Here is a 12,972-nt window from a genome sequence, read left to right as displayed (position 1 = left end):
TCGGACGCCATCGCTGGCAAGCCAGCTCCCACAGTGAATGGGTTGAACACAAACTTTGTGAACGACTAGAAACCTGTGGGAGCTGGCTTGCCAGCGATAGCATCACCTCGGTCCACAGTGAACCGAGGTCGATGCATCACCTCAGACCTTGAACCGCCCCACCAGCATCTGCAGATGCGTCCCCAGCCGCGCCAGCTCAACACTCGACGCCGCCGTTTCTTCACTCGCCGCCGAGGTCTGATCCGACACATCCCGCACATTCAGCACACTACGGTTGATTTCTTCAGCCACGGCACTCTGCTGCTCGGCCGCCGCGGCGATCTGCTGGTTCATCGCCTGAATCGCCGACACGGTGCGGGTGATGCTTTCCAGTGAGCCACCGGCACGGCGGGTCAGTTCGACGCTGCTGTCGGTCAGGCTGCGGCTGTTGTCCATGATCGTCGCCACTTGCTGGGTGCCGTTCTGCAGGCCGACGATCAGCTCTTCGATCTCTTCGGTGGACTTCTGCGTGCGCTGGGCGAGGCTGCGCACTTCATCGGCAACCACCGCAAAGCCACGACCAGCCTCACCGGCACGGGCCGCTTCGATCGCGGCGTTGAGCGCCAGCAGGTTGGTTTGCTGGGCCACGGACTTGATCACGTCGAGCACGCTGCCGATCTTGTCGCTTTCGCGCTTGAGTTCGCCCATGGCTTCGGTCGAATGACCGACCTCAACGGCCAGACGCTCAATCTGCGCGATGGCTTCACCCACCACTTTGTCACCTTCGCGGGCCTGCTGGTCGGCGGCCACGGCGGCTTCGGAAGCCTCCTCGGCGTTGCGTGCGACTTCCTGCACGGTGGCGGCCATTTCGTTCATGGCGGTGGCGACCTGATCGGTCTCGATTTTCTGATTGTTGACCCCGGCGCTGGTCTGCTCGGTGACCGCTGACAGCTCTTCGGCGGCGCTGGCGATCTGCGTGACGCCGTCGCTGATGCCTCCGATCAACTCGCGCAGGCCTTGGGTCATGCTCTGCATCGAGCGCTGCAGTTGGCCGAGTTCGTCGCGGCGTTGCGAGATCAGATTGTGGGTCAGGTCGCCGGCAGCCACGCGCTCGGCGACTTTCAGGGTCTGGTTCAGCGGGATGATGATCTGCCGGGTGATCGCCCACGCGGCCAGCAAACCGAAAGCCACGGCGAGCAGGGTGGCGATGATCAGCATGTTCTTGGCGTGCGCGGCATCGGTATCGCGCACCACGGTTTGTGATTCGGTGAGCTTCTTGCTGACGTCGAGGAGGATGTCGCCCTGAGCGGTCATGGTTGCCCCGGCCTTGGCATTGTTCACCTGCGAGTCGCGGAACTGAGCGACCGCCGCGCGATAAGCCTTGATCGAGTCGGTGGCCTGTTGCAGGTTGGCAATGTGCTGTTCGGGCAGTTTCGCCGGCAGGCTGTCGAGGTTTTTCAGCGCATTGTCGATGGCGTCCAGCGCGGGCTGCTCCGCCTCGGCCTTGCCGCTGTAGGTGTAGCCGCGCACCTGATAGCGCGCTTGCTGCAACAGTTTGCTCAATTCGATCACGCTGTTGAATTGCGCGACGCTGTCACCCTGCAGCATGGATTTCTCGACTTCCGAGACTTTAGCCACGGCATTGTCGGCACTGGCGCCGAGCTTGCTGCGCGCGTCTTCACGCTGCACGGTGGCCTGTGTCATGTCGGCGAAGGCACGTTTGTACTCGGCGACAGCGGCCAGTTGCTGATCGACCATGGCCGCATCTGCGGGCTGCTCGATCAGGCCGCGCGCGGTTTGCAAGCCGCTGGCGAGTTTGGCCAGCAACTCGTTGACCGCGCCCGGGCCTTGTTCGCCACGACGCGCTTCATAGTCCAGACGCGCCAGGCGCAGGTCCTTGGTCAGCTCGTTGAGGCTGGAAATGAAGCCGAGCTTGTCGCCACGGCTGATGATGCCGCCCATGCCGGTCCAGCCGGTAAAGGTAATCAGCAGGGTGAGCAACAGCACCAGGCCGAAACCGATGCCCAGCTTGCGTTTGACGCTGACGTTCCCAAGATTCTCGGCTAACCAACGGTACATGCGACGACTCCCCTCGGACCACTAATTGGACTTATGGGGACTGTATCGGCGGGGTGATGGCAATCTGTAACCCGATTTGTCTGAAGCGCAGCGACATTGTGGCGAGGGAGCTTGCTCCCGCCCGGCGGCGCAGCCGTCGCAAAACTGACAAACACATTTTCATCTGAGGGAAGAGCAATGGCCGCTTCGCGCCCAAGCGGGAGCAAGCTCCCTCGCCACAGTACTTTTAGAACAGGCGGGCGAGCAGGGCGGTGACGGCGGTTTCGACGCGCAGGATGCGCTCGCCCAGTTGCACCGGTTGCAGGCCGGATTTTCCCAGCAGGTCGATTTCGTAGGGGATCCACCCGCCTTCGGGGCCGATCGCCAGCGTTACCGATTCGCTTAATGCCCGTGGGCATGGCGGGTAGTTGCCGGGATGGCCGACCAGACCGAGTGTGCCTTCGCTGATCGCGGGCAGGCGATCTTCGACGAACGGTTTGAAGCGTTTCTCGATGATGACTTCCGGCAGTACGGTATCGCGGGCCTGCTCGAGGCCGAGGATCAGATTCTCGCGAATCGCCTCCGGCTCGAGAAACGGCGTCTGCCAGAAACTCTTCTCGACCCGGTAGCTGTTGACCAGAATCAGCTTCGACACGCCCATGGTCGCCACGGTCTGGAACACCCGTCGCAACATCTTCGGGCGTGGCAGGGCCAATACAAGTGTCAATGGCAGCTTGGCTGGCGGTGATTGATCGAGGGTGACACGCAACTCGGCTTCGCCAGCCTCAAGGCGCAGCAGCTCGGCCGAACCCATCAAGCCATTGATGCGTCCCACGCGCAGGCTGTCACCGACTTCCGAGCGGTGCACTTCCTGCATATGAGTCAGGCGCCGGTCACGCAGCACGACGCGGTCGGCCGCGATGAAGTCGGCCTCTTCGAGCAGCAGCAGGTTCATGCCTGGGTCGCTGGCGGCTGGTCGTTGTGATCGTCGGCTGGCGTTTCGTCCGGGCGTTCGCGCTTGCTGATCAGGCCGCCGAACAGAATGCCGATTTCAAACAGCATCCACATCGGTACCGCCAGCAGGGTCTGCGAGAAGATGTCCGGCGGGGTGAGGATCATGCCGACCACGAAGCAGCCGATGATCACGTACGGGCGAATCTTCTTCAGGTATTTGACGTCGACCACGCCGATCCACACCAGCAGCACCACGGCCACCGGAATTTCGAACGCGACGCCGAAGGCGAAGAACAGCGTCATGACGAAGTCGAGGTAACTGGTGATGTCGGTCATCATTTCCACGCCGGCCGGGGTGGCGGCGGCGAAGAACTTGAAGATCAGCGGGAACACGAAGTAATAGGCGAACGCCATGCCGGTGTAGAACAGCAGGATGCTCGACACCAGCAGCGGCACGGCGATGCGCTTCTCATGCTTGTACAGGCCCGGCGCGATGAAGCCCCAGATCTGATGCAGGATCACCGGAATCGCGAGGAACAGCGAGACCATCATCGTCAGCTTCAGCGGCGTCAGGAACGGCGACGATACGTCAGTGGCGATCATCGTCGCGCCGACCGGCAGGTACTGGCGCAGCGGCGTCGAGACGAAGGTGTAGATCTGCTGGGTGAACGCGAACAACCCGGCGAAGATAATGAACACCGCCGCCACACAACGCAGTAGACGGGTGCGCAACTCGGTGAGGTGCGATACCAGCGGCATGTGCTGGTCGTTTTCGGGAAGATCGCTCATGGTGCTCGCGGCGGCAATGTAGGGTCGTGAGGCGCTGGTGTGGTCGGCGCGGCGGTTGGGGCTACGTGTTCAACCGAAGTATTTGCGGCAGCGGACACTGGTTCTGTCGGCGCTGCAACAGGTGCAGTTGCAGGCGCAGCAGGCGCATGAATCGTCTGCTCACCCACATGCTCAACCGGCGTCGGCTCCTGCTGAACCGGCGTGAAAATCTTCCGCGCCTCCTGCTCCAGCGACAGAATGTGCTCGTTGTGCAGTTGCCGACGGATCTCGTCGGCACCGATTTCACGTTCAACTTCCTGTTTGATCGCGTTGAAGCTGCGCTTCAGCCTGCCGACCCACAGGCCGGCGGTGCGCGCAGCGCCCGGCAGACGCTCGGGGCCCAGCACCAGCAGGGCGACGAGGCCGACGAGCAGCAGTTCAGAGAAGCTGATACCAAACATTAGTCAGTGCTCACACGTCTTTGCGGATCGGCTCTTCGACTTTCTGCGCCTGCACGTCGATGGTGTGCGGCGGGTTGGCCTGAGCGGTGGCTTGCGGCTGCACCGGTGGTACTGGCTGCGCAGGCGTCACGGTCGGATCGGCGGCCGGCTTTTCGTCATCGTTCATGGCTTTGCGAAAGCCCTTGATCGACTCGCCGACGTCGGTGCCGAGGTTTTTCAGTTTCTTGGTGCCGAACACCAGCACCACGACTACCAGAATGACGATCCAGTGTTTCCAGTCAAAAATGCCCATGTTGCTGTTCCTCTCTAAAAATTGTTCAGGCGGACGGACGCGAGGCTTTCTCGACGTGTCCGGACAGACCGAAGCGACGATCCAGTTCATCCAGCACGGCCTGCGGATGCTGCCCCAACTGGGCGAGCATGACCATGCTGTGGAACCACAGGTCGGCAGTCTCGTAGATCACATCGCTGCAGTCACCGCTGATGGCGGCGTCCTTGGCGGCAATAATGGTTTCGACCGACTCTTCGCCGACTTTCTCCAGAATCTTGTTCAGGCCCTTGTGATACAGACTAGCTACATATGAGCTGTCGGCCGCTGCGCCTTTGCGCTCTTCGAGCACTTCGGCCAGGCGAGTCAGGGTGTCACTCATGTTTGTGTCCTGCGGAGTAAATGGCGTGCGGGTCTTTCAGAACCGGGTCGACCGTTTTCCAGTCGCCGTTTTCGTAGACGCGGTAAAAGCAGCTTTGACGGCCGGTATGGCAAGCGATGTCGCCGATCTGTTCGACCATCAGGATGATCACGTCGGCATCACAGTCCAGGCGCATTTCATGCAGGGTCTGTACGTGGCCGGACTCTTCGCCCTTGCGCCACAGCTTGCCACGGGAACGTGACCAGTAGATTGCACGGTTTTCCGCAGCGGTCAGTTCCAGCGCTTCGCGGTTCATCCAGGCCATCATCAGCACGCGTCCGGTCTTGTGATCCTGGGCAATCGCCGGCACCAGGCCATCTGCGTCCCACTTGATCTCGTCCAGCCAGTTTTTCATCTTCGACTCCGACAGCGAACCCGTACTTCAATTGTCAGGTTCAGGCGTTGAAACAGTGTGCCAGCCGATCAGCGAACTGGCTATCGGCGAACGACCAGATACAAGCCGACTGCCACCATGATGCCCGCCGGCCAATGCCCCAGTTCGTGCAGCGGGCCACCCGCGGCGAGGATCGTGCCGCCGGCCAGATGTGCGCAACCGAGCAGGCGCAGGAACCAGTCGTCCTTGCGTTTGTGCCACGGTGGTGGCGGGTCGTAGGCGTGCGGTTGCGACATGCGTTCGAGCAGATCGCGAGCCATGTTGGCCAGGTGCGGCAGTTGTTCGAACTGGCTCTGCACGTTGCCGAGCAAGGCTTTCGGGCTGACGCGCTCGCGCATCCAGCGCTCGAGAAACGGCTGCGCGGTGTTCCACAGATCCAGATCCGGGTACAGCTGACGGCCAAGGCCTTCGATGTTCAGCAGGGTCTTTTGCAGCAGCACCAACTGCGGCTGCACTTCCATGTTGAAGCGCCGCGCAGTCTGGAACAGGCGCATCAGCACCTGGCCAAATGAAATATCTTTTAACGGTTTTTCGAAGATCGGTTCGCATACGGTGCGGATCGCCGCTTCGAATTCGTTGAGTTTGGTTTCCGCCGGCACCCAACCCGAATCGATATGCAACTGCGCCACACGGCGGTAATCGCGCTTGAAGAAAGCGAACAGGTTGCGTGCCAGGTAGTCCTGGTCTTCCGGGGTCAGGCTGCCGACGATGCCGCAGTCGATCGCGATGTACTGCGGGCTCCACGGGTTGACGGTGCTGACGAAGATATTGCCCGGGTGCATGTCGGCGTGGAAGAAACTGTCGCGGAACACCTGGGTGAAGAAGATCTCCACGCCACGCTCGGCGAGCATTTTCATGTCGGTGCGCTGGTCGGCGAGGGTCGCCAGATCCGTCACCTGAATCCCGTAGATGCGCTCCATCACCAGCACTTTCGGCCGGCACCAGTCCCAATAGACTTGCGGCACGTAAAGCAGCGGCGAGCCTTCGAAGTTGCGCTTCAACTGGCTGGCGTTGGCCGCCTCGCGCAGCAGGTCGAGTTCGTCGTAGATGGTTTTTTCGTAGTCCTGCACCACGTCCACCGGGTGCAGCAGGCGGGCGTCGGCGGAGACTTTCTCGGCGGCGCGGGCGAGGATGAACAGCCACGCCAGATCCTGGGCGATCACCGGTTTCAGGCCCGGACGGATCACCTTGACCACCACTTCTTCGCCGGTCTTCAGTTGCGCAGCATGCACTTGCGCCACCGAGGCCGAGGCCAGCGGTTCGACGTCGAAACGGCTGAACACTTCGCTGATTTTTTTGCCTAGCTGTTCTTCGATCAGCTTGATCGACAGCTGCGAATCGAACGGCGGCACGCGGTCCTGCAGCAGCATCAGCTCATCGGCGATGTCTTCCGGCAGCAGGTCGCGGCGGGTCGAGAGAATCTGCCCGAACTTGATGAAGATCGGTCCCAGATCCTGCAGCGCCAGACGCAGGCGCGCGCCACGGCTCAGCTCCAGCGGCTTGCGCGGCAACCAGCGCCACGGCAGCACGTAGCGCAGCGCCAGGAGAAACCAGGGCAGCGGCAGATCGAACAGCAGGTCATCGAGGCGGTAGCGGATCACGACGCGCTGGATGCGCAACAGACGGCGGACGGCAAGCAGCTTCATGCGTTATCGCTTGGGTCGAGGGATCGGGAAAGGCGCTCGAAGCGCGCCTCGAGACGTTCCAGATCAACTTTGATCCGGTCCAGTTCGCTGAACCGCGCTTCGGCTTCGCGCTGACCGACGAGGGTGCGCGATTCTTCGGCGAGGTATTCGGCGAGGTTCTGGTTGAGGCTGGCAAATCCTTGTTGATACCAGCGTGCGCGGCTGCGCAGATGACCGCCGACCAATTGCGTGGCGACCGGGCCGAGCCAGCGCGAGAGTTCGTACTCCCAGTCCAGCTCCAGGTCCTGCAGCACGCCGGCCAGCTCCAACAGCACGCCGCTGTCACCGTCGAGCTCGACTTCCGGGGCGTGCAGCACCGCGGTCTTGTCTTTGCTCAGGGCCAGTTTCACCAGGCTCGAGGCCGGAGCGCGCAGGGTGCAGTCGACGCCGGTTTCCCAGTGCGAGGCGAGCATCAGGCCCTCATCGCTGGGCAGGATGAACAGTTGCAGCGCCGGGCTGCGGCAATCGACGGCAATCACTTTGCCAGTCAGATGCGTCAGCCGCGGCAGCGCCGTGCTGTCGAGACGCAGCACCCGGTTGAGGCCGAGTTCGACGCTGGCGAGCAGCCCGGTGAGCAACATCAGGGCTTGATGCCACGGTGCAGGGCAACGATGCCTGCGGTCATGTTGTGATAGGTCACGCGGTCGAAACCGGCGTCGACCATCATCGACTTCAGGGTTTCCTGATTCGGGTGCATGCGGATCGATTCGGCCAGGTAGCGATAGCTTTCCGAGTCGTTGGTGATCAGCTTGCCCATCAGCGGCATGAAGGCGAACGAGTAAGCGTCGTAGGCTTTTGACATCAGCGCGTTGGTCGGCTTGGAGAACTCCAGCACCAGCAGGCGACCGCCGGGCTTAAGCACGCGCAGCATCGAACGTAGGGCGTCTTCTTTATGGGTCACGTTGCGCAGGCCGAAGGCGATGGTCACGCAGTCGAAGTGATTGTCCGGGAACGGCAGCTTTTCCGCGTCCGCCTGAACGAATTCGACGTTGCCCGACACACCCAGATCCAGCAGGCGGTCACGACCGACCTTGAGCATGGATTCGTTGATGTCGGCCAATACCACCTGGCCGGTAGGGCCGACCAGATGCGAGAACTTTTTGGTCAGGTCGCCAGTGCCGCCGGCGATATCGAGCACGCGGTTGCCTGCACGCACACCGGACAGTTCGATCGCGAAACGCTTCCACAGACGGTGCATGCCGCCCGACAGAAGGTCGTTCATCAGGTCGTACTTGGCGGCTACGGAGTGGAATACCTCAGCGACTTTTTCCGCTTTCTGGCTTTCCGGAACGTTTTTGAAGCCGAAGTGTGTGGTGGTTTCGTCATCGCTGCCTTTGCGCTGATCAGTCATATCGCTGTCACCAAAAGAGAATGCGCGACATTCTAATCCCCAAGCCATGCTTTGTCTTGGAATGGCTAAAGGTAAGATGGGCAACCTTCGGGACGATTTGCCGCAGACGCGGTCAAGATTTACCGTCACCTATTCATCAAGCAGGAGTCATTCGATGGCCAAAATCAGTGTTGAGCGTGCCCATAGCCTGGGCAAGGAAGCCGCCCGCGAGAAGGCCGACAAGCTGGCGCAGAAACTCTCCGATCAATATGGCCTGGAGCCGCAGTGGTCGGGCGACACCCTGAACCTCAAACGCTCGGGCGTGAAAGGCGCGGTGCATGTGGCTGACGATTCGATTCGCGTCGACGTGGAGCTGGGCATCATGATGTCGGCCATGAGCGGCATGATCAAAGCCGAGATCGAAAAGGCGCTGGACAAAGCGCTGGTCTGATTTCTGCCTGAAATACGGTCCCCTGTAGGAGTGAGCCTGCTCGCGATAGCGTCGTGTCAGCCAACAATTCTTTGAATGACACGACGCTATCGCGAGCAGGCTCACTCCTACATTTGTTTTGTGGTGCTCCCGGGCTTTTATGTCAGTTGTTAGGGTGCCGTTTCTAATTTTTCTCCCTACTTTGTGCCTGAGCCCGACACTTTTGCGGGCAGTTCCTCAAACCTTCTGCGCGTGAGGTGCACCATGGCCAAAGTCATTCTGAAGAAAAAAATCGACGCATCGACTTCTGCTCTGAGCGACGTCAAATCCTATGCTCGCAAGATCTGGCTGGCAGGCCTGGGTGCCTACACCAAGGTCGGCCAGGAAGGTAGCGACTACTTTCAAGAGTTGATCAAGGCTGGTCAAACTGTTGAAAAGAAAGGCAAAAAAGCCGTCACCGAAAAACTCGAAGCCGCCAACGCCGAGATCGACGAAGCCAAGGATGAAGTCAGCTCGTTCAAAGGTCGCGTCGAAGTTCAGCTCGACAAGGTCGAGAAGGCGTTCGACTCCCGTGTAGCAAGCGCCTTGAATCGTATCGGCATTCCGTCTAAACATGACGTTGAGACACTCTCTGCTAAGCTCGATGAGCTGACGGCATTGCTCGAACGCGTCGCGCGTAAATCTTAAGGAGAACGGGATGGCTGGTAAAAAGAACACCGATAAAGAAGGCAGCTCGTGGATTGGGAAAGTCGAAGACTACTCCCGCAAAATCTGGCTGGCTGGTTTAGGCGTGTACTCGAAGATCGACACTGACGGCAGCAAGCTCTTCGATACATTGGTCAAAGACGGCGAGAAAGCCGAGAAGCTCACCAAGTCTGCAGTCGGCAAAAAAGTCGATGCCGCCAAGGATTCCGCTTCTTCGGCCAAATCGCGCATCAGCGGCGTGAAAGATCGCGCACTGGGCAAGTGGGACGAGCTGGAAGGGGCTTTTGACAAGCGCCTGAACAGCGCGATTTCGCGCCTCGGTGTGCCTAGCCGCAATGAAGTCAAAGCGCTGCACAGCAAGGTCGAAACCCTGACCAAGCAGATCGAGAAACTCACTGGCGAGAAGGCACGTCCGGTAGCGGCGAAAACCGCTGCGGCCAAACCAGCCGCTAAAACTGCAGCGGCAAAACCGGCAGCCAAAACTGCTGCCAAGCCATTGGTCAAAGCGGCTGCCAAACCGGTGGCGAAGGCTAAAACAGCCGTTAAATCCGTAGCGAAAACGGCTGCCGCCAAACCTGCTGCGAAAGCAGCGGCCAAGCCGGTTGCAGCCGCCAAGGCCGCTGCGAAGCCTGCCGCTAAAACCGCGGCGAAGCCAGCAGCCAAGCCAGCAGCGAAAACCGCTGCCGCCAAACCTGCTGCCAAGCCAGCGGCCAAACCGGCTGCGGCGAAAAAGCCGGCAGTGAAAAAACCGGCCGCGCCGAAAGCCGCTGCGCCAAAACCGGCAGCTCCGGCAGCCAAGCCTGCTACCCCGGCAACCCCGGCGAGCGCGTCGAATTCGGCCGCTGCACCGACTCCGGTAGCCACCCCGACTGCTGCATCGACCCCGTCGACGCCAACCAGTCAGTCCTGATTTTTCAGGGCAAAACAAAACGCCCGGCCTTTGAAGGTCGGGCGTTTTTGTTTGTGCTTTTAAAAACTTACCCTCACCCCAGCCCTCTCCCCGAGGGAGAGGGGGCCGATTCGGGGATGCTACAGCCTTACACCGACCTGAAAGTGTCGTATTGAATCCATAATCGACTGGATTTTTCAGGTCGCCGTATCGCGTAAGACAATAAGGTCAGTCCCCTCTCCCTCTGGGAGAGGGTTAGGGTGAGGGGCTCTTGATTTCATTCGTGATCTTCGAGGTATTGCAGGGCCATCCGCTCCGTCGCCACCTTCACCGGCGGCAGCAGATGCGGCGCCACCAGCATCATGATCTGGTACACCACCAGTTTGACCTCGCCCTCGCGATCGAGAATCCGCTGATAGTCCAGCGAGAACAGCAGGGTCATGGTGATCTGCTCCACCAGTTGCCCCAACGCCTGGGTATCACTGACCAGTTGCCCGGATGCCTTCAATCGCGCCAGCAATGACGCCAGCGTGCGCTTGAGCGCGTTGAGTAGGCTGCGGATGCCCTTGGCCAGCTTCGGCAGGCGCCCGGCGAGGTTCGACAGGTCCTGGAACAGAAAGCGGTACTGCGCCAGGCGCTCGACGATCAGGTGCAGGAACAGCCAGTAATCCTCCGGCGCCAGCTCGACATCCGACGGCGGGTCGAGCAGGGGCGCCAGTTCGTTCTGAAAGCGTTCGAACAGGCCGAGAATCAACGGCTCCTTGCCGTGAAAGTGGTAGTAGAGGTTGCCGGGGCTGATCCCCATTTCGTTGGCAACCTCCATGGTGGAGACGTTGGGCTCACCCTTTTCGTTGAACAGTTGCAGGGCACATTCGAGAATCCGGTCGCGGGTCTTCATCCAGTCTTCTTAGAAAAGTTCGGTTAAGCGTCAGCGCACATGCACGTAGGTGCCGGGTGCCGCCTCCATCGGTGGATAGTTCGGATTGCCGAGGGTAAACGTGGTCTCGTGCTGTGTGCCGGAGCGTTGCTGTATCCATTCCAGCCACTGCGGCCACCAGCTGCCATCAGTGCGTTTGGCGTCGTAGTACCAGGCGCGCGGATCGCTGCTCAGCTTGCCGTTCTCGACGTAATTGGCCTTCGTGTTGCTCGGCGGGTTGAGGATGCTCTGCACGTGCCCGCTGTTGGACAGTACAAAGCGCCGCTCGCCACCGAGCAGCAGGGTCGAGCGGTACACCGCATCCCACGGCGTGATGTGGTCGTTCATGCCAGCCACGCTGAAGCTGTCGACGGTGACTTTCTGCAGATCGATCGGCGTGCCGCAGACTTCCAGCCCGCCCGGATGGGTCAGCGGGTTGTGCTTGAAGAAGTCCAGCAGGTCGCCGTGGAAGGCGGCGGGCAGGCGGGTGTTGTCGTTGTTCCAGTAGAGAATGTCGAAGGCCGGCGGCTCCTTGCCGAGCAGGTAGTTATTGACGAAGTAGCTCCAGATCAAATCGTTGGGCCGCATCCAGGCGAACACCTTGGCCATGTCGCGACCGTCGAGCACGCCTCTCTGGTAGGAACGGCGTTTGGCCGCTTCGATGGTTTGTTCGTCGGCGAACAGCGTGGTCGGGGTTTCGATCTCGCTGTCGAGCAGGCTGACCAGATAGGTCGCACTGGAGATCCGCCGCAGTTGCCGTTTGGCCTGCAGATGACCCTGCAGCGCGGCGATGGTCAGGCCGCCGGCGCAGGCGCCCATCAAGTTGACCTCGCGCGCGCCGGTGATCGCCCGGCAGATGTTCATCGCTTCTTCCACCGCCTCGACGTAGGTCGACAGGCCCCATTCGCGGTGACGCACGTCCGGGTTGCGCCAACTGATCATGAAGGTCTGCAGGCCGTTTTTCAGCGCGTACTGGACGAAGCTGTTGTGCGGGCTGAGATCGAAAATGTAGTACTTGTTGATTTGCGGCGGCACCACCAAAAGCGGCTTGGCGTACTGCTTTTCGCTCATCGGCTTGTACTGGATCAGCTCGAGCATCTCGTTGCGAAACACCACGGCGCCGGTGGTGGTGGCGACGGTCTTGCCGACCTCGAACGCCTGCTTGGTGACCTGACGCGGCAGGCCATCGTTGTGCAGCAGATCATCGAACAGATGGCTCAGGCCGCGCACCAGACTCTGGCCGCCGGAGTTGAACAGTTCCTTCACCGCCAGCGGATTGAGCAAGGTATTGGAGGGCGCCACGGCATCGTTGAGCAAAGTGAACGCGAAATGCGCGCGGGCGCGGTCGTCCTCGCTCATGCTGCTTTCATCGATCCAGCTCTTGACCTGTTTCTGCCAGGCCAGATACGCCTGCAGGCTGCGCCGGTAGAACGGATTGAGGCTCCACGCCGGGTCGGCGAACCGCGCATCCTGCGGGTTGGTCGGGTGCAGCGTTTCACCGAGCAGCACCCGACCGAGCTGGCCGCCGAGTTTCAAGGCGTGTTTCGCACTGTGGAGCGGGTTGCGCAGACCGTGGGCGGCGACACTGCGCAACGTGGAGAGCAAGTCGCGGCCACGCAGGCCGGTCATTGCACTCTGTGCATTGATGAACACGGCGGGACTGGGCACCACGCCCGTCGCAGGTTTGTCGCGCATGACTCAACACTCCTTCGTC

At 60.8% G+C, this 12,972-nt stretch carries 15 protein-coding genes and 1 pseudogene; 3 read left to right on the top strand and 13 right to left on the bottom strand.

Translation table 11 applies throughout. The annotated features are described in order from the left end of the window. Nucleotides 1-141: 141 nt before the first annotated feature. The 11 genes and pseudogenes from ACIP8I_RS20520 to ubiE form a co-directional block, all read right to left on the bottom strand. On the bottom strand, nucleotides 142-855 hold the full coding sequence (locus ACIP8I_RS20520; RefSeq protein ID WP_371262571.1) for a methyl-accepting chemotaxis protein: 714 nt from the start codon (nucleotides 853-855) through the stop codon (nucleotides 142-144). 141 nt (nucleotides 856-996) lie between these two features. Continuing rightward, nucleotides 997-1,941, bottom strand: a pseudogene (locus ACIP8I_RS20515) (methyl-accepting chemotaxis protein); the annotation flags it as partial. A gap of 343 nt (nucleotides 1,942-2,284) precedes the next feature. Continuing rightward, complete coding sequence (locus ACIP8I_RS20510; RefSeq protein WP_400763436.1) at nucleotides 2,285-2,992, bottom strand: 16S rRNA (uracil(1498)-N(3))-methyltransferase; 708 nt, start codon at nucleotides 2,990-2,992, stop codon at nucleotides 2,285-2,287. Then, nucleotides 2,989-3,780: a twin-arginine translocase subunit TatC gene (gene tatC, locus ACIP8I_RS20505; protein ID WP_027611295.1), complete on the bottom strand. Its 792-nt coding sequence runs from the start codon at nucleotides 3,778-3,780 to the stop codon at nucleotides 2,989-2,991. The genes ACIP8I_RS20510 and tatC overlap by 4 nt, the downstream gene beginning before the upstream one ends. Beyond that, nucleotides 3,777-4,220, bottom strand: a complete 444-nt coding sequence (gene tatB / locus ACIP8I_RS20500; RefSeq protein WP_400763432.1) for a Sec-independent protein translocase protein TatB — start codon at nucleotides 4,218-4,220, stop codon at nucleotides 3,777-3,779. The genes tatC and tatB overlap by 4 nt, the downstream gene beginning before the upstream one ends. Nucleotides 4,221-4,230: 10 nt before the next feature. Continuing rightward, on the bottom strand, nucleotides 4,231-4,512 hold the full coding sequence (locus ACIP8I_RS20495) for a twin-arginine translocase TatA/TatE family subunit (protein ID WP_003220847.1): 282 nt from the start codon (nucleotides 4,510-4,512) through the stop codon (nucleotides 4,231-4,233). Nucleotides 4,513-4,537: 25 nt separating this feature from the next. Further along, on the bottom strand, nucleotides 4,538-4,870 hold the full coding sequence (locus tag ACIP8I_RS20490) for a phosphoribosyl-ATP diphosphatase (RefSeq protein WP_007909355.1): 333 nt from the start codon (nucleotides 4,868-4,870) through the stop codon (nucleotides 4,538-4,540). Next, on the bottom strand, nucleotides 4,863-5,264 hold the full coding sequence (gene hisI, locus ACIP8I_RS20485; protein ID WP_003220851.1) for a phosphoribosyl-AMP cyclohydrolase: 402 nt from the start codon (nucleotides 5,262-5,264) through the stop codon (nucleotides 4,863-4,865). The genes ACIP8I_RS20490 and hisI overlap by 8 nt, the downstream gene beginning before the upstream one ends. 80 nt (nucleotides 5,265-5,344) lie before the next feature. Then, a complete protein-coding gene (gene ubiB, locus ACIP8I_RS20480) occupies nucleotides 5,345-6,949 on the bottom strand; it encodes a ubiquinone biosynthesis regulatory protein kinase UbiB (protein ID WP_400763430.1) in 1,605 nt (534 codons plus the stop codon). Beyond that, nucleotides 6,946-7,569, bottom strand: a complete 624-nt coding sequence (locus tag ACIP8I_RS20475) for an SCP2 domain-containing protein (protein WP_400763428.1) — start codon at nucleotides 7,567-7,569, stop codon at nucleotides 6,946-6,948. Before ACIP8I_RS20475 ends, ubiB begins: the two co-directional genes overlap by 4 nt. Then, complete coding sequence (ubiE, locus tag ACIP8I_RS20470; protein ID WP_400763425.1) at nucleotides 7,569-8,339, bottom strand: bifunctional demethylmenaquinone methyltransferase/2-methoxy-6-polyprenyl-1,4-benzoquinol methylase UbiE; 771 nt, start codon at nucleotides 8,337-8,339, stop codon at nucleotides 7,569-7,571. The genes ACIP8I_RS20475 and ubiE overlap by 1 nt, the downstream gene beginning before the upstream one ends. A 154-nt stretch (nucleotides 8,340-8,493) precedes the next feature. Here ubiE and ACIP8I_RS20465 point away from each other — a divergent pair, with 154 nt between their 5' ends. The 3 genes from ACIP8I_RS20465 to ACIP8I_RS20455 all read left to right on the top strand — a co-directional run bounded on the left by ACIP8I_RS20465 (nucleotide 8,494) and on the right by ACIP8I_RS20455 (nucleotide 10,363). Then, nucleotides 8,494-8,769, top strand: coding sequence for a polyhydroxyalkanoic acid system family protein (locus ACIP8I_RS20465; protein WP_003220859.1), 276 nt, complete (start codon nucleotides 8,494-8,496; stop codon nucleotides 8,767-8,769). Between the two features lie 243 nt (nucleotides 8,770-9,012). Next, entirely contained in the window at nucleotides 9,013-9,435 is a 423-nt protein-coding gene (locus ACIP8I_RS20460; RefSeq protein ID WP_367082664.1) for a phasin family protein, read from the top strand. Between the two features lie 10 nt (nucleotides 9,436-9,445). After that, complete coding sequence (locus tag ACIP8I_RS20455) at nucleotides 9,446-10,363, top strand: phasin family protein (RefSeq protein WP_400763423.1); 918 nt, start codon at nucleotides 9,446-9,448, stop codon at nucleotides 10,361-10,363. Between the two features lie 256 nt (nucleotides 10,364-10,619). Here the strand turns inward: ACIP8I_RS20455 and ACIP8I_RS20450 are convergent, their stop codons facing one another. After that, nucleotides 10,620-11,240, bottom strand: coding sequence for a TetR/AcrR family transcriptional regulator (locus tag ACIP8I_RS20450; protein ID WP_400763420.1), 621 nt, complete (start codon nucleotides 11,238-11,240; stop codon nucleotides 10,620-10,622). A 30-nt stretch (nucleotides 11,241-11,270) separates the two neighbouring features. Next, entirely contained in the window at nucleotides 11,271-12,953 is a 1,683-nt protein-coding gene (gene phaC, locus ACIP8I_RS20445) for a class II poly(R)-hydroxyalkanoic acid synthase (protein ID WP_400763418.1), read from the bottom strand. Nucleotides 12,954-12,972: the final 19 nt, after the last annotated feature.

This window comes from Pseudomonas sp. NPDC088414, assembly GCF_044753325.1.
GTDB lineage: Bacteria > Pseudomonadota > Gammaproteobacteria > Pseudomonadales > Pseudomonadaceae > Aquipseudomonas.
This window is presented reverse-complemented; position numbering and strand designations above follow the sequence as displayed.

Coding starts and splice junctions, on each gene's coding strand:
- ACIP8I_RS20460 (WP_367082664.1), top strand. CDS start 9,013: ATGGCCAAAGTCATTCTGAAGAAAAAAATCGACGCATCGACTTCTGCT.
- ACIP8I_RS20510 (WP_400763436.1), bottom strand. CDS start 2,992: ATGAACCTGCTGCTGCTCGAAGAGGCCGACTTCATCGCGGCCGACCGC.
- ACIP8I_RS20490 (WP_007909355.1), bottom strand. CDS start 4,870: ATGAGTGACACCCTGACTCGCCTGGCCGAAGTGCTCGAAGAGCGCAAA.
- tatC (WP_027611295.1), bottom strand. CDS start 3,780: ATGAGCGATCTTCCCGAAAACGACCAGCACATGCCGCTGGTATCGCAC.
- ACIP8I_RS20465 (WP_003220859.1), top strand. CDS start 8,494: ATGGCCAAAATCAGTGTTGAGCGTGCCCATAGCCTGGGCAAGGAAGCC.
- hisI (WP_003220851.1), bottom strand. CDS start 5,264: ATGAAAAACTGGCTGGACGAGATCAAGTGGGACGCAGATGGCCTGGTG.
- ubiB (WP_400763430.1), bottom strand. CDS start 6,949: ATGAAGCTGCTTGCCGTCCGCCGTCTGTTGCGCATCCAGCGCGTCGTG.
- ACIP8I_RS20475 (WP_400763428.1), bottom strand. CDS start 7,569: ATGTTGCTCACCGGGCTGCTCGCCAGCGTCGAACTCGGCCTCAACCGG.
- phaC (WP_400763418.1), bottom strand. CDS start 12,953: ATGCGCGACAAACCTGCGACGGGCGTGGTGCCCAGTCCCGCCGTGTTC.
- tatB (WP_400763432.1), bottom strand. CDS start 4,220: ATGTTTGGTATCAGCTTCTCTGAACTGCTGCTCGTCGGCCTCGTCGCC.
- ACIP8I_RS20450 (WP_400763420.1), bottom strand. CDS start 11,240: ATGAAGACCCGCGACCGGATTCTCGAATGTGCCCTGCAACTGTTCAAC.
- ubiE (WP_400763425.1), bottom strand. CDS start 8,339: ATGACTGATCAGCGCAAAGGCAGCGATGACGAAACCACCACACACTTC.
- ACIP8I_RS20495 (WP_003220847.1), bottom strand. CDS start 4,512: ATGGGCATTTTTGACTGGAAACACTGGATCGTCATTCTGGTAGTCGTG.
- ACIP8I_RS20520 (WP_371262571.1), bottom strand. CDS start 855: ATGAACGAAATGGCCGCCACCGTGCAGGAAGTCGCACGCAACGCCGAG.
- ACIP8I_RS20455 (WP_400763423.1), top strand. CDS start 9,446: ATGGCTGGTAAAAAGAACACCGATAAAGAAGGCAGCTCGTGGATTGGG.